The following is an 18,678-nucleotide window of genomic DNA, read 5'->3' as shown; positions in this document are numbered from 1 at the left end:
GAGGAATGGTTTTCCGTATACTTAGATCCTTGCCCTTTATCCAAGGGCTGTTCATAAATCGATGACGTTGAAATGGTCGCAGAGTGAAAAGATGATGTTCGCTGCATTAATGTCAGCACTTGCGGCGGTGCTTCAATCGGCTGGTGGTTTTTTACCGGGTGTAGGATTTTTCATAAGTCCCTTTGCAACTGCACCGATATTTATGGCCACACTAATTTCTTTTCGATGGGGAAGTGTTTCTTATTTATTGACCATTTTCCTATTGGTTTTGATTCAACCAAGTGAATTAATGATATTCCCGTTCACAACTGGTGTTTTAGGTATCGCAGTGGGATGGGCGATACGTACTCAGGTGAACCGACTGAATGCGATTTTCATTGGCGAGATCGTCTTGTTCATTGGGATTTGTATTCCACTTTTTGTGCTTGGTTTCCCAGTGTTTGGCCCGGGAGTCTCTTCATTAAATTTGATTACGGTCCTAATGATTTTGGGTTTTTCATTATTTTACAGCTGGGTATGGATTGAATTCGGCTTGTTTTTAATACGCAGGCTGAGGCGGTTCTTAAGTTAGCATCAGATGAACACGTGACAGAAAATTGTTTAATAGAGGAGTTTGAAATTGGGAGAATCAAAAGTTCATTTGAATGGCTGGATGGATGATTATTTGACGAATCAGAACCGATTCGTTTGGACTCCGTATATGGCATTCATGAAAGAACAGCGGGAAACGAATGAGCATCTTGTCATTGTCGTCAACCGATTGGAACAGGTATGCGGGAGACTTCTTGATATCGTCAGTCGCCAACAGAATAGCCATAGGAATCGGTATTTTCAATTGCGCGACCGGATTTGGGAAGTCCAGGAAAAGCTGCATTCTGATTCCGTAAAACAAGATACGATACGTGAAGAGTTAGGCAAGCAAGGGGAGGCGGTGTTCCGTTTACGGAAAAGCCTTCAAAATCATCGGATGTCAATGCGCCAGTTCACAGTTAATCAGTTTGACGATATGCATGTGATTCTGGACATGCTTGATCGGATTGAATCTGATAACGCCAAGGTCATAGGGAAGTTGGAGGCGCAGGAAATTCAACAGTTGCAAGAAGCGGAGTCAGTGGAGAAGTCGATTGAAAAAATTTTGCATGCGAAAAAAAGTATCGGCAGATTGCTTTCCAAATTGCCGCCTACGTATCCCATTCAGCAAATCGTCGTAGAAGGCTCAGTCATTCCGGTGATAAATTTGTTAAATGTTGACGAAAAGAAGGGTTTCGCGTTTTTTACGGCTGATACCGGTGTCGTGACAGTTGCCATCGATAAATTGGATGCCATTCAGTGGTGAATATTGAAGGAAAAGCAGGCTTGCATAATGGCTTGCTTTTTTGGTTCTATAATATTTGTTGGGGTGTTCGTACAAATTCAATAAAAAAATGCACGTAAATCACCATTTCTTTTATACTTGAATTGTCGAGAAACAAGTAAACGAAAGGTGATACGTGCACATGAATTCTAACATGAATATTCCAGGATTAAAAGATGTAAACATTGAAAAGATAGAAGAGGTCGGAGAGCGGACTGCACTTCATGTTTCGCTTCCAAGGAAGCCCCACAAATGCCCTGCATGTGGGGCGATGACAACTAAGAAGATTCATGATTATCGCATTCAGAAGATCAAGCACCTCAAGTGGTTTGAACGTTTAACAGTTCTTTTTTATAAACGTCGTAGGTATGCCTGTTCATGCGGAAAGCGCTTCTCAGAGACATCCCCCTTCGTGGATAAGTATCAACGCTATACGAAAGAGTGGAATCAAGTTGTACAAGTCCGATCAGTCAAGGCGAAAACATTCAAAGAAGCAGGAGAAGTACTTGGTACCTCAGCTCGACAGTGATCCGCCGGTTCAAGGAAGTGGCGAAAAAGCAGATGAAAAGTGGTGTCCGATTACCAAAGGCCATTGCGATTGATGAATACAAGGGCGATACAGATGCCGGTACGTACCAACTGATTATTGCGGATGCAGAAACACACGAACCCCTGGATATCTTACCGAACCGAAGGAAAGAAACGATCAAGGATTATCTATGCCAATACGGGACTGACGTTGAGTTAGTGGTTATGGATATGAATCCAAGCTTTAAGGCAGCCGTAAAAAGGCTTTGGGTCGCCCCGTTATTGTCGCAGACCGTTTTCATTTTTGTCGCTATATCTACTGGGCGCTTGATGAAGTTCGGCGGAAAGTGCAGAAAGAATGGCATGCGTATGACCGCAAGAAATGTAAAAGGATGCGGCATGTGTTATATAAACGTATCGAGAAATTAACGGAAAAAAACCGTTGGTATTTAGATCGATATCTAGGCATGTCTGATGAATTGAAGAAGGCATACGAACTGAAAGAGGCGTACTGTGAGTGGTTTGATTGGGCAAAGAATGCAGAGGATTTGGTAGAAGTGAAAAACCGACTAGAAGCCTTTTACCGTAAGGTAGAGAAAGCCGGTATTCCAGCGTTTTCAAGAGCTATTCAAACGTTCAAAAACTGGCAAGTAGAGATTTTGAATAGTTTTGGATTTAAGTATTCCAACGGTTTCCTTGAGGGCATTAACAATAAAACAAAAGTGATGAAGCGCAATGCCTATGGTTTTAGGCGTTTTGATCACTTTAAAGCAAAGATCTTATTAAACATTCGATATAAAGAAATTGGAGTTCATTTAGGATAAGGAGGATTTTCTTATAACAATATTGGTATAAAAGAGATTCGTTGATTGGAGCGAAAGGCGGCGACTCCTGCCGGAATAGCATGAGCTGAAGACCCTGGACTGAGCGAAGCGAGGGAAGCGGCTGAAGCCATGCCGGCGGAAAGCGTCCGCCTGTAGTGCAAATCAACATTATTCATAGCAAAATTTAAGTTAAAGAAAGTTAAAGGGTGATGTGCAAATCACATCACCCAACATTTGATTTAGAACCGCTTTTTTTGATTCGTAAAGCGCATAAATTCGTGGAATCACGCATAAAACGCGCTAAAAACGCATAAAAAATTTTTATGAGTATTTATGTGAATTTATGAGCTTTTAGCGGAATTTATGCGTACTTCGTTCATTTTATGCATTTTTTCTTACAATTAATAAATTATTTTCTGGACAACCGTGGCGGCACCTAATCAGAGTAAGTTCACTGTAATACAGTATAGAGAACCCTTTTTCGAAGGGGTTTTTAAGGAATAGGGTGAAACATCTTATGAGTAACACAACTAGGACAAACAATGAACACATTTGCGAGTTGTAATCGACATTGCCTCCACCTCTACTTTGATATAAATAATTCGCGTACCATATGAAACAACAAACATCGTTGACTGCAACAGTACCTCCCAACTCAAAGTTTAGGCTTTTTAGGGACTTGCCATGGACAGGCAACTTATTCTAATTCCGCCTAATAGACTGTCGTCGCAGACAGCAATAAAATCTCTCTAATTTGAAATATGATATCCGAACAACCCGGGCTGAGGTAGCATCCAGCCAGCTTAATCCCTTCACTCTTATGGTTGAAAGTATCAACTTGTCAAAGTAATATCGTAAAAATGTTTGAAACTCATCTACCATTGGCAATGTGCAATCTCGTGATCTATTAGACTATCAATGCAAATTCACCCTAAACCTTAACGTGTCATCTCTGTCTCACCCCAAACGGACAGAGCGCGAAAAAGACCCGCAAAGCATGTCCAGCTTTGCGGGTCTTTCTTTCAACTTTTATTCATAATCTGTTTTCTTACGGCTTTCGTTGACAGTCGCTTCTCCGCCAACTCGTCCAAAATTCGTATCTGTTCCTTCGTGCAAATTCGAATCTTGGAAAGCCCCGGATGAATAGTTATTCGAAGAAAATTCATTCGACTCGAAATCTGAAATACGATTTGCGCCTAAATTCGGATCTGATCCTATATCCGACACACCAAAACTGTTACGGGAATAATTTGTATGAAATAGATTCACTTCGCCTTGGTCCACATATAATAGCTTCCCGCCGGTCTTAATTTCAGTATAATAATTTTCCATATCTCCTTCGGAAACACCAACCTCTTGGAGCATGCTTCGGACATGATCCTCACCAGTAAGAAAATCGATGAAACGATTGAACCAAGAATCAGGTGTTGTTTTCACATCACCATATTTCATCCCTTGAAACATTCTTATATCGTTTTCGTCCTCTGCAATCACGTAAATGTTCTCGCCTTCGAAACCTTGGGATTTTAATTGGTCTATTTTCGCCATCAATTCCGAATCGTCATGGTACATACCTACAAATTTCTTTTCCTTCATGTAGATTGCCTCCTTTTTTCGTGATGATTAATCAAATACCCGTATTGGAAAATATGAAAACATTTTTCGCTAATAGTAATGTGGATTTTTATTTCGAAATAATATGGACTTATTCATGACTCGTTGCGCCAATTCATCAATAGTAAGTTCTACATTGCGGTTCCAAATATTATAGTATAACAACGCCATGGGAGGGATGCTGTGTTAATAGATGGGGTGTTTGCTGGTGGCGGGTTGAAAGGTTTCGCTTTGGTCGGTGCGTACCAAGTGTTGGAGGAGCAAGGATATCGTTTTAAGCGATTGGCGGGAACGAGTGCCGGTGCAATTATTGCATGTTTCATAGCAGCAGGGTATTCGGGTAAGGAAATTGAGGCGATGATGCAGGAGGAAAATTTAGAGTCTCTGTTGGATCCCCGCAAGTCACTCCTTCCAATCCCTTTTATGAAATGGTTGGGATTGTATCGGCGGATGGGGCTTTATCAAGGAAAAGCTTTAGAGGATTGGTTTTTCGAAAAGCTGTCGGAGAAAGGGCTTTATACGTTTTCAGATTTGCCGCCTGGGTCATTAAAATTGGTTGCGTCGGATTTAACGCATGGCAAGATGATCGTTTTGCCGGATGATCTCGTTCATTACGGTATCGAGCCTGGGATGTTTCCAATCGCAAGAGCGCTTCGGATGAGTTGCAATATCCCTTTTTTCTTCGAGCCAGTACGTTTTAGGGCGCCAACGGGAGAAGCAATTGTTGTGGATGGCGGAGTTCTTAGCAATTTCCCGATGTGGATTTTCGACGACGCGGAAGGGAAGAAGGAACGTCCTCTAATCGGTATGAAATTGAGCTCAAACAGTAAGGAAATGGGTGGAAGGGAAATCACCAATGCACTCAACTTATTCGAAGCACTGTTCTCCACAATGAAAAACGCTCATGATGAACGATATATCTCACGTAAGCACGAGAAAGATATTATTTTCATTCCTGTTGAACAATACAGCGCCACCCAGTTCAATATGGAGGACGAACAAAAAGACGTACTCATGGAAATAGGGCGGTCACGAACGAACCAATTTCTGCAAACTTGGCCACATGCCAATGGGAGCAAGAGGAATTTTCGAGTAATATAAAAAAACGCTGGTACATATAACGTACCGGCGTTTTTTTATTTACGTCTAACTCCGGGCGCTGAAGGGGATGCCTTAATTTCTGCAAAGAGCGCAGAAATACGGCAAATCGAACCCTGCGCTGTTCGATTGGCTCGGGTCATAAGTCAAATCTGCTATGTGGCAAAAAGCGCCACGCCGCATCTTCGCCTTATGCCTGTCGCCTCTATGCAGGCGCCGCGCTTTTGTTCTTAAAGACGTTTAAAACTATGGAATTTTGATTTCCAATAACTATTGCTTAGGCTTACGATTTGTGATTGTTTACCGCCGGCATGAACGAATTTGTTATTCCCGATATAAATGCCGACATGTGAAATGCCTTTGCGGTATGTATTTTGGAAGAATACCAAGTCGCCTGGTTTTGGTTCACTCACTTTTTTAGATTGTGCGAATTGACCTAATGTGTCACGAGAAACCGATTTGCCAGATTGTTTGTAGACATATTGGACGAACCCGCTGCAATCGAATCCTTTTGTGGAAGTGCCTCCGAATCGATAAGGAATGCCTGTCAAAGACTTCGCTTTTTGAACAACTGATGCATTGTTTGCTGTTTTGGTAGCCGCACCATTCTTTGTTAATAAAGTGCTAAGTGCCCAGCCTGTTTTGCCATTCACCTTAACGTTATACCAAACTTCTTTTCCAACATTCTTTGTCCAACAACCGAAACCTCTGTACCTTTTTTCGCTAATAAAACAATTTTATTCCCAGTTCCTGCTCCGGAACGGATATTTACATTATGAGCTGTTGTATATGTGCCGTTATTTACTGATACTGATTGGGATGCCGGTGAACTAGCTTCTGCATCTCCAGTTGTAAATCCAAATGCCAATGAACCTGCTACGATTAACGATAAAGCAACTTTCTTCATGCTTTCCCCTATCTACCACTGATCTATATGGCTTTTTATTTTTATATAAGTTACTGATCACAGTAATCATTGTAAAGATTGAACATTACAGGACGGGGGCAATTAAATTACAAATATATTACAGGCGAGTTACATAGCGGAGATACATGATGTTTCTTGAGTTTGATTCATTGCAATTATCCATGATTTCAGAAAAGTATTATATTAAACCGATGTGTATCCTTTCTTTTTTCAGCACATACTATATAAGGAGTAATGAGAATTGGAGGGATTACACAATGATTCAAGTCATCTACATGATGAATGCTGCGGACGACCATAGGAGAAACGCAGAGACGATTCGCAAAACTACTGGGAAGATCAAGATAGAGGCGATGAAAGTAGAAGAAAAACGGCTGAATGGGCGATAAGATCCATTCGGTCGTTTTTTTTGTGGGAAATTGGAAAAGGGTTGCTCTCGTCTTGAGAAGCAACCCTTTGATTTATAGTAACTTTTTTAGTTGAAGTTTTGTGTTCATCTTTAGAATTCGTGATCCGAATTAAATTGAAAATGATCAATGCCGCGGTCATTTTCCACTGGATGTCTTCTATCCTTAAGCAACGCAAGCCCTGCCTACTCTTGCGTCCTTGCGACCCTTTAGCCGCGCCAGTGTGAATAAGTGTCCTCAAAAACAGTACGTAGAATGCCAAGTCAAATTATAAAGTTACTACGTTTGTTAACTGATTGATTATAGCATGGAATTGTGGATAAAGCAAGGGGAATAAAAGTATCCCCGCATTCCCATAAAAACTCCCCCAATCTTCCTATCAAAAAAAATATACTATTTTCATTGTGAAAACATTTTTTGGTATAACAGTAAATTAAATAAAAACCTTACAAGATAGTAAGTTAGCGAAATACAATTGTCATTAATTCCACCTATTCATATACTGTTTTTTATTATATAATAATAACATCATACAGAAGGAGTTGGGGATGGCTTGAAGCCTATTTCGAAATTTGCAACGAAGATTGTCGTCCTTGTTGTCTTAGTCATTGGGATTGTAGCAAGTGTCGGATGGTATGTTTCGGGTGCGAATAAGGGGATAAATGTATCGTTTTCAGAATTTGAGAAGACGATCCAGGCTCAAGATGACCAACAGTTAGCTTTAAGGGAAAAGGCTGATGGTACATTGTATTTGCAAACGGAAGGTGAACTGTACATTACACAGGTCCGTCCGCAAAGCCAATTAGCTGAACGATTAATGGAAAAATATAACCTTTCATATAAATTTGTTGATAATAGCCAATATAGTGGTTTGATCATTGGTGGTGGTTAATTATTGCGGCGTTTTTAACGCTGTTGGTCCTCCATAAAAAAGGGAAGTTGGGTGCTGGTATTTCTTCAATGAAGAATGGGGCATCTAAAGCGACTCCTCTTCCTGACATTACATTGGATGATATCGGTGGACTTCCTGAGGAAATGAAGGACGAGATTCACCAGACATTGTCAATTATTAAAGACCCAGTGCGCGCCACGCAATTAGGGATTCAGGCGCCAAAAGGGCTTTTATTATACGGGCCTCCTGGGACAGGGAAAACATTGCTTGCTCAAGCGATTGCCCATGAAATTGGGGCGACTTTCTATTCATCAAGCGGTTCCGCCTTCACGGAATTGTTTGTCGGAGTTGGTGCATCTCGTGTACGAACATTATTCCAAAATGCGCGGAAGCATCGCCCGGCAGTCATTTTCATCGATGAAGTCGATGCGCTTGCTGGTAAACGAAAAGAGCATGGTGGGGAAGAATCGGAGAAAACATTGACTGAGCTGCTTGTTCAATTGGATGGCGGCAATGACAATGAAGGGATTCTTTTCATCGCTGCGACGAACCGGAAAGATATGTTGGATGAAGCATTCCTTCGTCCAGGCCGTATCGACTATACATTCAATGTGCCGCTGCCGGATACGAATGGTCGCCGCGAAATCATTGATATTCATACGAAAGGCCGTCTGTTAGCTGATGAAGTGTATGCATCACTTGATGTATTGGCGGAAAGCACTTCCGGATTTTCGGGTGCTGAGCTTAGTTCTTTATTCGAAACGGCAAGTAAACGTGCGGTCCGTGATGGTCGCCAACAGATTGATAAGGGCGATCTCGATTTTGCGATTGACCGTACGATCCTTGGTAGTACATCACGTGCTTTGAATGATATTGACACGAAAAGAAGAGTCGCAATCCATGAATCAGGTCACGCGCTGATTGCTGCGTTAACAAAACCGGGATCTGTCCGTAAAGCGACAATTATTCCACGTGGACAAGCGCTTGGATATGTTGCCCCGATTCAGAAGGAACTTCATTTGCAGACTGCAAGTGAATTGATGGACCAAGTAAGCATGATCCTTGCGGGGGGAGTTGCCGAACGGCTTTACCTTGGCGAGCACAGCATCGGCGTCAGCGGCGATGTGCAGCAAGCGAAGGATATCATCGAACGGATGGTAGACACTGGCTTGTACCAAGATAGCTTCACGTTGACGTTTAATAAAGGCGAGAAAGAAATGAAAATGCAGGAGATTTTCGGTGAGGCAATTGGTAAAACTGAAACGCTTATCCGTGAAAATGCTGCGCAGTTTGAAGAGTTGGTCGAAGTTTTATTCCAAAAAGAAACTTTGGATGGAACTGAGATTCAAAAAATTGTGGACAGCAAAGTTGTGCAGCTTGATGAGTTAGTCGTCGTATAATTGGATAGATTAAAATCAACACTCCCAGGTTCAATTGGGAGTGTTTTTTAAATTCTCTCTGCAACTAACCTCACCCCTCCATTGGAATAAATATACTTCGAAAGCAATACATAGTAGTGGCGAAATCTTACAAAAAGTCGCATAGCCATTGGAAGTAGGCAATGTTAGTATGAATATGCAATTCTATTAATCTTGTAATGGAAGGAGCGGTTTTCTTACGATCTATGACGCGCAGCACCATAATTTTTAGTGTTGAGAGGAGAATGGTACCATGCGAAATAAGAGATGGAGAAAGCGTTTGAATAGTTTTTTGGCAGTTGGATTGGTGGCAAGTATGTTAGTGCCGTCAATACCGAATATTGCAAAGGCAGAGTCGGCTGTGTCCGATTTGTTCATTTCGGAGTACGTTGAGGGCAGCAGTTTTAATAAGGCGATTGAGCTTTATAACGGAACAAGACAGGCCGTGGATTTAAGTAAGTATTCAGTGGAGCTTTACGCGAATGGTGCGACTGTGGCGACTTCAAAACTGACGTTGTCGGGGACATTAGGTGCAAATGAGACATTTGTCATCTATCATCGCGATGCAGCTGCCGGAATTAAAAGATAAGGGTAATCTTGAAAATATGAGCGTCATCAATTTCAATGGGGATGATGCGCTTGTTCTTAAAAAAGAGGATAAGGTAATCGATTCATTTGGACAAGTCGGGGCAAGGAACAATTGGGGGACTGATGTCACACTCGTTCGAAAGGCTACGATTACAAGCGGGGATTCGGTTCCAAATGATGCGTTTAATCGGGATGATGAATGGAACGTTTATCCGAAGGACACATTCGATTATTTGGGGTCACATGAAATGGATGGCACCGAACCAGGTGAACCCGGAAACCCCGATGAATCCGGAGATATTTTAACAATAGCAGATGCGCGTTCTATGGCTCTTGGTGAAACGGTTACAATAAAAGGCATAGTTGCAGCTAACTTGAAAAACACCATTTCAATCCAGGACGAAACAGGAGGAATCGCAGTACGACCAATAAGTTTGCCTGCTTCAATTGGCGACGAAGTGACATTGACCGGCACACTTGCCGATTATCGGGGATTGCTGCAATTGGATGGTGCATCCATTGTTGAATTAAATAAGAATGCAGGAGACCCGGCACCTACAGTAATTACAGGGGCAGAAGTTGGCGAAGCGGTGGAATCACAGCTCGTCACTGTGCATAATGCAATCCTGTCAGATGTTCAAGCCGGAAGTGGCTGGGCAAATTATTTAGCGACGGACGGGCATGAATTCATCGTTCGTGATGAAACGGCATCACTCGGACTATCTGTCGGAACAACGTATGATTCGATTACAGGTATCGTTCAGCAGTTCGATAATGATTACCAGATCATCCCCCGTTCGACGGTGGATGTTGTCGTTGATAGTTCAGTCATTCAGCCGGTGATCGCGAATCCGGGCAGCGGTACATTTGTTGGTGGTGTGAAGGTTTCATTGACTACAGGAACACCTGATTCTGAAATTCTATATACATTGAACGGCATGAATCCGATTGAAAGTGGCGCAACATACGCTACGCCGATTGATGTAAGGGAAGACATGACAATCAAAGCTGTCGTGAAAACGAATGACGGCCGATATGGTGATGTGAAGACTTTCAATTACACAATTACAGAAAGTTTGCAAATCCATGATATACAAGGGGAGGGGCATGTATCTCCTTTTGACGGTCAAATCGTGGAAGGCGTCGAAGGAATTGTCACGTATAAATATGAACTGAACGGATCGGTTTATTATCATATCCAGTCACCGGACGATAAGCGCGACGGCAATTTGAACACTTCAGAAGCAATCGTCCTATATAGTGGGCGGGACGCTTGGAATCTCTCGATCGGGGACTTCGTTTCTGTAACGGGGGAAGTTAGTGAATATGCAATCGATGGATATGCGGATCGGCAGGAAACTGATTTGAAGACGACGCAGATCAATGTACGTGATGATCGTGGCGGCAATGTGCAAATCTTAGAGAGAAATGTGTCGCTTCCAACTCCATTCATTATTAATGAAAAGAATTTACCGAATGAGAAAATCGCAAGCTATCAGTTCGAAGAATTCGATCCTGCGACATATGCTGCCGATTTCTGGGAAAGCCGCGAAGCAATGCTTGTCCAGGTTGGCAATGTCAAGGCGGTAGGCCCCCAGGAGCATGGTGACCTTGTTACAGTATTTGAAAATGCCGCGACAGATACGCTAAATGGCGGAATTTTATTCAAGGAAGATGACGAGAACGCAGACCGTGTTCAATTCAGGTTGGAACCGAATGGGCCGGCACGTGATTTTGAAGTCGCGACGGGTGACCGTTTCACAGGGCCAATTACAGGTGTTGTCGGCTATTCGTTCCAAAACTATAAAATCTACGTGTCCTTGAATGAAATGCAACAAAGGCATACAAAAGGGGATGCAGTTCCTGAGAAGACAACGATTGTGAAATCGGAGGACAAGCTAACAATCGCTTCATATAACTTGGAAAACTTCTCGAACAATACAAAAACTACTTCGAATGATAAAACGAAAAAACTGGCACGGGCATTCGCAGTAGATATGCAGAGTCCGGATATTATCGGCGTGACCGAAGTGCAGGATAATAATGGCCCGGATGCAGGTGATTCGAAGGCGAATCAAAGTTATGAGCGACTAATCCAAGCGATTGTCGATGCAGGCGGTGTTAAGTATGAATACGTCAATATCGACCCGGTGAATAATGATGACGGCGGACAGCCGAATGCGAATATCCGTGTTGGATTCCTTTATAATCCAGCAAGGGTTTCATTGACGAATGGAATTCCGCATGGGGATGCGACAACAGCCGTGGGATATGAAAACGGAAAATTGACGCTAAATCCTGGACGGATTTCCCCGAATGACCAAGCATTCAACAGCAGTCGTAAGCCGTTGGCAGCGCAATTCGATTTCCAAGGGGAGTCCATTGTCGTAATTGCGAACCATTGGAACTCCAAAACGGGAGACACGCCATTATTCGGTTCGCAGCAGCCGCCGGTCTATGGAAGTGAAGTGCAGCGCAAGCAAATTGCGAAGCTCGTAGATGAGTTCATTTCCGACATTAAGGCCGATAATCCTGATGCGAATGTCGTTTCACTTGGAGATTTCAATGACTACCAATTTACAGATGCATTGAAAATCCATGAGGGTAACTTGATGACGAATTTGATCAATCAAGTCGAGATGGCTGACAGATATTCATACGTGTACCAAGGCAACTCGCAAGTGTTAGATCATATTTTAGTGTCGAATAATTTGGTTGATCAAACAGAAATTGATATTTTACACATCAATGCAGACTTCACGGATATGGCGGGACGTGCAAGCGATCATGATCCAGTCATGGTACAGATTGGTTTCGTTGCCCCTGTCGTTTGGGAGCCGGTTCCAATTAAGAAAGTGTATAACCTTGTTAATTATCATAAAAAGCAAGTGATGATTGCAGAACCAAGTGTTGCGGTCTATATGGACGCACAATCATCATTGAAGGATGGCATGTACCTGAAAGGGGACTATGCTGAGTTAACGGGCGAAGGGTTCAAGACGAATACCGTTATCTTACAGCCGAAGAAAAAGGGCTTAATCGTAGATATGAAAGGTACCGAGATGGGGCATGTAATCGTGGAAGGCAAACATCCACTCGAGATTAGAGGTGCCGAAAACATTGAGCGAATCGATTTTATTAAAGGGGCAGACCCTACTGAAGTCATCTTTTACAACTCGAAAGGGAAGCGCATCGGCGTTCCGAACGAGAACAATGCGCCAGTAATTTCGAAGCCGATCCCGAACAAGGATGCGAAAACCGGGGAGACAATTTCAATCGTACTCTCCGAGCATTTCAGTGATCCGGATGGTGATCAGCTGACGTATTCTGCAACAAAAGGGACAGTGAATAAAGGCGAACTTACACTGACACTTGAAGAAGGCAGCCATATCGTTGGGGTAACTGCAACGGACGGGGATAAGTCGGTTACAGCAAGCTTTACAGTGACTGTTATTAAAGAGGATGTTGACGTTCCTGGTGACGATTATTACAAATGCATTCGGAAAAGAAGGGCAGGCACTGAAAGATGCTCTTCACGAAATCATTTCAGATCACCGCCAGCTTTCCTATTCGGAAGTTTGGGATGCCTTAAAAGAAACCGACAAAGATCCAAATAATCCGGACAATGTCATCTTGTTCTATTCAGGCGAATCACGTTCAAAGGATCGTAACGGCGGAAATGTCGGCGATTGGAACAGAGAGCATGTTTGGGCAAAATCGCATGGCAATTTCGGTACAAGCAAAGGACCTGGGACTGATATCCATCATTTGCGTCCTACCGATGTCCAAGTGAACAGCTCACGTGGCAATCTCGATTTTGACTATGGCGGGAATGCGGTGAAAGGCTGTGATGGCTGCTTTAGAACAACAAATTCTTGGGAGCCACCTGATCGGGTAAAAGGCGATGTGGCGCGGATACTGTTCTATATGGCAACCCGTTACGAAGCCGGTGACCGTGTAGATTTGGAACTGAATGAACTGCTGAATAATGGCAGCAATCCATACCACGGTAAACTATCGGTGCTGTTAGAATGGCATGAAATGGATCCAGTCGATGCGTTTGAAATGAACCGTAATAATGTTATCGAAAAATGGCAAGGCAACCGCAATCCGTTTATCGACCATCCGGAGTGGGTTAATTCGATTTGGAAAAAAGGTAGTACTAACACAGATAATATAAGAAAAGCTTCGTAAGAAAAACGGCCTGGGGAGGTGACTTCCTGGGGCCGTTTTTTAAAATCGATATAGACGATTTAATGTTTTATGCGTGTCTGGTACGGGTTATGAGTGTCTGGGATGATTTATGAGTATTTGGAATGATTTTTGCTTTTTCCATGTCTTTATGCGTCTTTAATTAAATAATTTGGGGTAGGTGGCATTGTGCAATCCCGATAATTCGGTTACAATTTGTATGAATATTCGCCTAATATATATGTGCGTGTTCATTAGGAATGAAACTGGGAGAAGGGCAAGATATTATCCTTTAATTGTGGAGAATTGTTGTCCAGTCCGGTGGGGAAGGGATGGAATAAATTGAAGGAATTTTTGCAAACGAAGAAGAGGAAATGCTTTTATTGCTTGAAAAGCTTGTGAATATTGACTCCGGCTCATCTCATAAGGAAGGAATAGATGAAGTTGGCGGGATATTGAAGGAACTCTATGAAGAAATAGGATTTTCAGTAGAAGTAGTTCATGAGTCTGTGAGTGGAAATAATCTCGTGATCACCTATGGGGAAAATCCATCCATCATTGCTGTAGCTCATATGGATACTGTTTTCAAAGTTGGCACCGCGAAAGAAAGACCATTCACGATAGTTGGTGACCAGGCATATGGACCTGGTGTCATTGATATGAAAGGTAGCCAAGTCGCGCTTTTGTATGCGATTAAGGCGTTGAAAGAAAACAATCCGAAAGCACTTGAAAGTGTTCAAATCATATTGAATGGTGATGAAGAAACCGGATCCGAAACGTCAAGGCCGATAATTGAAAAGTATGCCAAGGGGAAAAAATATGCATTAATCATGGAGCCTGCCCGCAAGGACGGATCGTTAGTAACCGCTCGGCGTGGAGTGGGGCGTTATTCCGTTTACGTCAAAGGTAAAGCCACACACTCCGGCATCGAACCGCAAAACGGAATTAGCGCAATTGGTGAGCTCGCCCATAAGATCATTAAATTGCATGCACTGACTAATCATGACGAGGGGGTCAGTGTTAGCGTCGGTCTTATTGAAGGAGGCGAATCGGTAAACACGGTTGCCCCAACGGCTGCTGCACATGTCGACGTACGAATTAGATATGCTGAGCAAGCCGAATTAATAGACAGGAAGATTAGGGAAATCTGTTCAACATCTGATGTTCCGGGAACAAAGATTACACTCGAAGGTGGCATTAACCGTCCTCCAATGGTGAAGAATGAGCAAACGATCGAGTTGCTGGAAGTCATCAAGGAAATAGGAGACGGCTTGGGAATCAAAATCACCGATGTCTCAACCGGAGGCGGATCCGATGCGTCATTCACTTCAGCCATTGGAATTCCGACAATCGATGGGTTAGGGCCTATCGGCGGAAATACACATAGTGAGCAGGAATATTTGGAAATCCCATCACTTGTCGAAAGAACGAACTTATTGGCAGAATTGATTGGTAGACTTTCAGCGGAGGAATGATTGGATTTAGGGAGATTCCAAGAGGGGGAAGTGATCTTGGGATCTTTTTTTGTGGGAAGGAGCATGGGAGTTCCCGATTATCGCTGAAGAGTTCTCGTTAAAGTATCGTGAGTTCTCCTTTCTCGTCGAAGAGTTCTCATTAAAGTGTTAGGAGTTCTCCTTTCTCGTCGAAGAGTTCTCATTAAAGTGTTAGGAGTTCTCCTTTCTCGTAGAAGAGTTCCCATTAAAGTGTCAGGAGTTCTCCTTTATCGTTGAAGAGTTCTCATTAAAGTGCCTGGAGTTCTCCTTTATCGTTGAAAAGTTCTCATTAAAGTGCCTGGAGTTCTCCTTTCTCGTAGAAGAGTTCTCATTAAAGTGTAGGAGTTCTCCATTATCGTAGAAAAGTTCTCATTCACTATCAAAGTGTTCCCTCAAAAAAATAACCCCCTATAATCCATAGGGAGTTAAGTCCAATACTTCTTCCATTTGCTTTTTATCATAATAAAAACCTGTACGAGAAGAAGGAAAGTAAATGCCCCTGATACGTCAAGAACAACATCCTGCATTGTAGGGGTTCTTCCTCCTGTTAAGGATTGATGATATTCATCTATACCTGCGAGAATTGCGGTAAATAATAAGGCTAAGAAAAATCGGAGTACGCGGGAAGCTTTTTTCGACAGCATCCAATAAATTACGACAGCGAGGCAGCCGAAAATCAAAAAATGTGCGCTTTTTCTTAGAAGAAATTCGACAAAATGATAATAGCCCCTTTCTTCTATTGAAATGATCCTGCCCCAATAAGGGATTTGAAGTTTTTCAAGTAAGGAATGCATCGGTTGGTTTGGTAGCCATTTTTTTAGTGATGGGATAAGGGATTGTTGTTCATAGGTTTGACCGGATGAGACAAATAGAATTCCAATGATAATTAAAAACGCCACTAATTTTTTCATACATGAATTGTACCATAATTCTTTCAGATAGAAGAAAAAAACCTTCCATTTAAGAAGGTTTTTGTTGTTAGATCTGTTAGTTCAAGTTCAGTACATCATCACGGTAGTTCTTCTGCAAGTCATCTTCAAGAAAGTCGACGAATCTTTGGAGCATGGCGGATGCCTCGGCTCTTGTCAGGTGCTGCTGTGCGTTGAACCTACGATTGGCGTCCCCATGGATGATGCCGAGTTCATTTGCGACGTATGCGCTATTCCGTGCCCAAGCCGGAATGCTTCTATCATCAGCAAATTTACTATATGCGGAGGCCGGAGCCCGTCCTTCCATTCCAAGTGCCCTGACGAGAACTGCTGCTGCTTGTGCCCGTGTTAGTGGGTCGTCCGGTTTGAACAGTTCTGCTGTGAAACCGTTGATGATACCTTGGTTAACAGCGCTTTCGATATACATATATCCTTTATCTTTCGCTGATACATCTTTGAAAATGGACTTAGTGGATGTTTTTTTAGTCGTGCTTTCCGTCACCCTTGTATCGACAGCTTTTAAAACGCCAATTGTAAAATCGTAGCGTGTCATTATCTCGCCTGGCATGAACTTAACGGATGAATCATCAAATACACCGATGGAGTAAAGTTTTTCAATGGAGTCCTTAGCCCAATGATTCGTTAAGTCAAGGAACTTAGGGACGACCAATCTTTGTAGTGTAGGCGTATTTTGTTTGGAAAGATCAAAAGACCCGTTTCTAAGGTAATACGGATAGGAATACGTATATTTACTAACCATATCTGAATTTACAATGATGATATGTCCGCCTGTGAAGCTGGATAGCGTTGGATCATGCTGACGATATTCAAGTTTCTTCGTCGTGCTATCTGAAACTTTGCTTGTAACAAGTGTCGTGCCGTTATTCCCTATAATTTCGTAGTCGATGATTTGTGTTTCTGTCGCGCCCCAGAAATTTTCATATCCCACGTTCCGACCCGTCATATGAACAGTGATCAGTTCATCTGCAGCCAATGGAATTGAAGGCCGTGTTACGATATATCTTTTAGTTGCGATTAAATCCCCGGATAAAAATCGGAAGCTGCTCGATGATCGATTACTGTTGAGTGTGTAAATTGAATATCATCCAATGTGAATATCGTATTCGTTGTAGTCGTTACTTTTTCTGTATAGCTTTTTACAGTTGTCTGGGATGTTGTTTGCCCTTTATCTGTCCGATTGTCCAATGCAGTTTCGTAAACAACGTTGCGCACCAATTTGTCGCCGCTTTTACTAGTTAAATTGAAACGGTAGGTCGTTGTGATTTTATCTTTAGCGATTCGTTCTGTCACTACTGGCTTACCGCTGAATGTAATTGGGTAGCTCTCTAAAAAGAAAACTTCTTCATATGTATATTCATTCATAACGCCGCCATTATAATCGAGGGGCCTTGCTTCCACCCGATCCGTAAGTATTATGAATGAAATGAATGCGATGCATAAGAAAACTAGTAACTTGGATTTGTTGGAATTCATCATGTATGCTTGATCTCACCTTTTCCTCTTTATTTTGTAATATAAACGATGCTTGCATAGAGCTTTCCATCGATGTTGTCAGTTGCGATGAAAGCCTTATCGCCTTTCATAATGCTGACTGGATCGACAATTCGATTATTGCGAATGAAAATAGTACCTTCGTGGAAATTAACTTTTCCGGAAGACTTTAATTCAATGAATTGTTGACCTTCATTCAAAAAAGTGATTTCCTCTTGCAAGTCTTTTCCGCTGCTACGGTTAATGATGACACGTTGAACAATTTCATTCGTAAAGCTCATGCTTGTTACGAAAAAAGCATCAAACTTGGAATAGTAGCGGAACTGTGAGCTATCAAGCAGCTGGCCACCGTAATAGATTAATACATCATTAGATAATTGAAAAGTACTGTTTCTATTATAATAGGACTGGTAGCCCCATGAATAATGCGTGTATTTACTGCTGTCGCTCAACTTGATTTTCCCGATAAGGCATCTAACTGATGGATCTTTCCTTTCCGGATCGACTCTATTTCTTTTTCTTCATTTAACACTTCCACTTTGTCTATACGTGATGAACCGGTTTCGGTAAATTGAAGTCTGAGACGGTCTCCTTCTATTAGAGCGCTTAGTCCTGCTGCTCCCTTATCGTTAATAATTAATGTATGACGCTGGAAATAGTAGTTTTCCAGTCCCCCATTATCTCTTTTTATTGTAAGATATCTACCGTTTTTATCTAAATACTGTAAAGTACCGAAAATAATTCTGCTTTGTTCACTAATAGTTGCAGCTTCCGCGGAATGCATGGTACTGCCTAAAAAGAAAGCGATGACGAACAAGCTAAAGATTCTTTTAATCAATTTTAACACCTCCATAAATACTAATCCTTATTCTGTATATCGGTTGAAAGTTGTGATATTTAAG

At 42.2% G+C, this 18,678-nt stretch carries 18 protein-coding genes and 1 pseudogene; 11 read left to right on the top strand and 8 right to left on the bottom strand.

What is annotated here, in order from left to right; all coding sequences use genetic code 11:
• Positions 1–61 precede the first annotated feature (61 nt).
• The 3 genes and pseudogenes from QNH10_RS18575 to QNH10_RS18565 all read left to right on the top strand — a co-directional run bounded on the left by QNH10_RS18575 (position 62) and on the right by QNH10_RS18565 (position 2,706).
• The gene (locus tag QNH10_RS18575; protein WP_283732743.1) at positions 62–571 is read left to right on the top strand and encodes a YybS family protein; all 510 of its coding nucleotides are present in this window, start codon (positions 62–64) and stop codon (positions 569–571) included.
• A 48-nt stretch (positions 572–619) separates the two neighbouring features.
• Positions 620–1,336 carry a hypothetical protein gene (locus QNH10_RS18570; RefSeq protein WP_283732742.1) on the top strand — a complete coding sequence of 239 codons (717 nt, stop codon included), beginning with the start codon at positions 620–622 and terminating at the stop codon, positions 1,334–1,336.
• A 154-nt stretch (positions 1,337–1,490) separates the two neighbouring features.
• Positions 1,491–2,706, top strand: a pseudogene (locus QNH10_RS18565) (ISL3 family transposase).
• Positions 2,707–3,735: 1,029 nt separating this feature from the next.
• On the opposite strand, the gene QNH10_RS18560 reads toward QNH10_RS18565, so the two are convergent.
• The gene (locus QNH10_RS18560) at positions 3,736–4,302 is read right to left on the bottom strand and encodes a YflT domain-containing protein (RefSeq protein ID WP_283732741.1); all 567 of its coding nucleotides are present in this window, start codon (positions 4,300–4,302) and stop codon (positions 3,736–3,738) included.
• Between the two features lie 201 nt (positions 4,303–4,503).
• Here QNH10_RS18560 and QNH10_RS18555 point away from each other — a divergent pair, with 201 nt between their 5' ends.
• Positions 4,504–5,421 carry a patatin-like phospholipase family protein gene (locus tag QNH10_RS18555; protein WP_283732740.1) on the top strand — a complete coding sequence of 306 codons (918 nt, stop codon included), beginning with the start codon at positions 4,504–4,506 and terminating at the stop codon, positions 5,419–5,421.
• A 227-nt stretch (positions 5,422–5,648) separates the two neighbouring features.
• Here QNH10_RS18555 and QNH10_RS18550 read toward each other — a convergent pair whose 3' ends face one another.
• Together QNH10_RS18550 and QNH10_RS18545 are read right to left on the bottom strand one after the other, a co-directional pair.
• On the bottom strand, positions 5,649–6,071 hold the full coding sequence (locus tag QNH10_RS18550; protein WP_283732739.1) for a C40 family peptidase: 423 nt from the start codon (positions 6,069–6,071) through the stop codon (positions 5,649–5,651).
• The gene (locus QNH10_RS18545; protein WP_283732738.1) at positions 6,068–6,325 is read right to left on the bottom strand and encodes an SH3 domain-containing protein; all 258 of its coding nucleotides are present in this window, start codon (positions 6,323–6,325) and stop codon (positions 6,068–6,070) included. Before QNH10_RS18545 ends, QNH10_RS18550 begins: the two co-directional genes overlap by 4 nt.
• A 278-nt stretch (positions 6,326–6,603) precedes the next feature.
• Here QNH10_RS18545 and QNH10_RS18540 point away from each other — a divergent pair, with 278 nt between their 5' ends.
• The 7 genes from QNH10_RS18540 to QNH10_RS18515 all read left to right on the top strand — a co-directional run bounded on the left by QNH10_RS18540 (position 6,604) and on the right by QNH10_RS18515 (position 15,317).
• Positions 6,604–6,735, top strand: coding sequence for a hypothetical protein (locus QNH10_RS18540; protein ID WP_283732737.1), 132 nt, complete (start codon positions 6,604–6,606; stop codon positions 6,733–6,735).
• A gap of 571 nt (positions 6,736–7,306) precedes the next feature.
• Positions 7,307–7,645: a hypothetical protein gene (locus QNH10_RS20870; RefSeq protein WP_347177926.1), complete on the top strand. Its 339-nt coding sequence runs from the start codon at positions 7,307–7,309 to the stop codon at positions 7,643–7,645.
• Between the two features lie 68 nt (positions 7,646–7,713).
• Positions 7,714–9,045 carry an AAA family ATPase gene (locus QNH10_RS18535; protein ID WP_347177925.1) on the top strand — a complete coding sequence of 444 codons (1,332 nt, stop codon included), beginning with the start codon at positions 7,714–7,716 and terminating at the stop codon, positions 9,043–9,045.
• A 271-nt stretch (positions 9,046–9,316) separates the two neighbouring features.
• The gene (locus tag QNH10_RS18530; RefSeq protein ID WP_283732736.1) at positions 9,317–9,652 is read left to right on the top strand and encodes a lamin tail domain-containing protein; all 336 of its coding nucleotides are present in this window, start codon (positions 9,317–9,319) and stop codon (positions 9,650–9,652) included.
• Entirely contained in the window at positions 9,600–13,268 is a 3,669-nt protein-coding gene (locus tag QNH10_RS18525; protein ID WP_283734692.1) for a DUF8508 domain-containing protein, read from the top strand. Before QNH10_RS18530 ends, QNH10_RS18525 begins: the two co-directional genes overlap by 53 nt.
• On the top strand, positions 13,171–13,845 hold the full coding sequence (locus tag QNH10_RS18520; RefSeq protein WP_283734691.1) for an endonuclease I family protein: 675 nt from the start codon (positions 13,171–13,173) through the stop codon (positions 13,843–13,845). The genes QNH10_RS18525 and QNH10_RS18520 overlap by 98 nt, the downstream gene beginning before the upstream one ends.
• Before the next feature lie 371 nt (positions 13,846–14,216).
• Complete coding sequence (locus QNH10_RS18515; protein WP_283732735.1) at positions 14,217–15,317, top strand: M20 family metallopeptidase; 1,101 nt, start codon at positions 14,217–14,219, stop codon at positions 15,315–15,317.
• Between the two features lie 443 nt (positions 15,318–15,760).
• Here QNH10_RS18515 and QNH10_RS18510 read toward each other — a convergent pair whose 3' ends face one another.
• The 5 genes from QNH10_RS18510 to QNH10_RS18490 form a co-directional block, all read right to left on the bottom strand.
• Positions 15,761–16,246: a VanZ family protein gene (locus QNH10_RS18510; RefSeq protein WP_283732734.1), complete on the bottom strand. Its 486-nt coding sequence runs from the start codon at positions 16,244–16,246 to the stop codon at positions 15,761–15,763.
• Positions 16,247–16,322: 76 nt separating this feature from the next.
• A complete protein-coding gene (locus QNH10_RS18505; RefSeq protein WP_283732733.1) occupies positions 16,323–17,213 on the bottom strand; it encodes an S-layer homology domain-containing protein in 891 nt (296 codons plus the stop codon).
• An 86-nt stretch (positions 17,214–17,299) separates the two neighbouring features.
• Positions 17,300–17,761 (bottom strand): hypothetical protein, encoded by a 462-nt coding sequence (locus tag QNH10_RS18500; RefSeq protein WP_283732732.1) that lies wholly within the window; start codon positions 17,759–17,761, stop codon positions 17,300–17,302.
• A 26-nt stretch (positions 17,762–17,787) separates the two neighbouring features.
• Positions 17,788–18,228, bottom strand: a complete 441-nt coding sequence (locus QNH10_RS18495; RefSeq protein WP_283732731.1) for a hypothetical protein — start codon at positions 18,226–18,228, stop codon at positions 17,788–17,790.
• Positions 18,225–18,614 carry a hypothetical protein gene (locus tag QNH10_RS18490; protein ID WP_283732730.1) on the bottom strand — a complete coding sequence of 130 codons (390 nt, stop codon included), beginning with the start codon at positions 18,612–18,614 and terminating at the stop codon, positions 18,225–18,227. The genes QNH10_RS18495 and QNH10_RS18490 overlap by 4 nt, the downstream gene beginning before the upstream one ends.
• Between the last annotated feature and the right edge of the window lie 64 nt (positions 18,615–18,678).

It is taken from the genome of Sporosarcina thermotolerans (genome assembly GCF_030067815.1).
GTDB classification, from domain to species: Bacteria; Bacillota; Bacilli; order Bacillales_A; family Planococcaceae; genus Sporosarcina; species Sporosarcina thermotolerans.
This window is presented reverse-complemented; position numbering and strand designations above follow the sequence as displayed.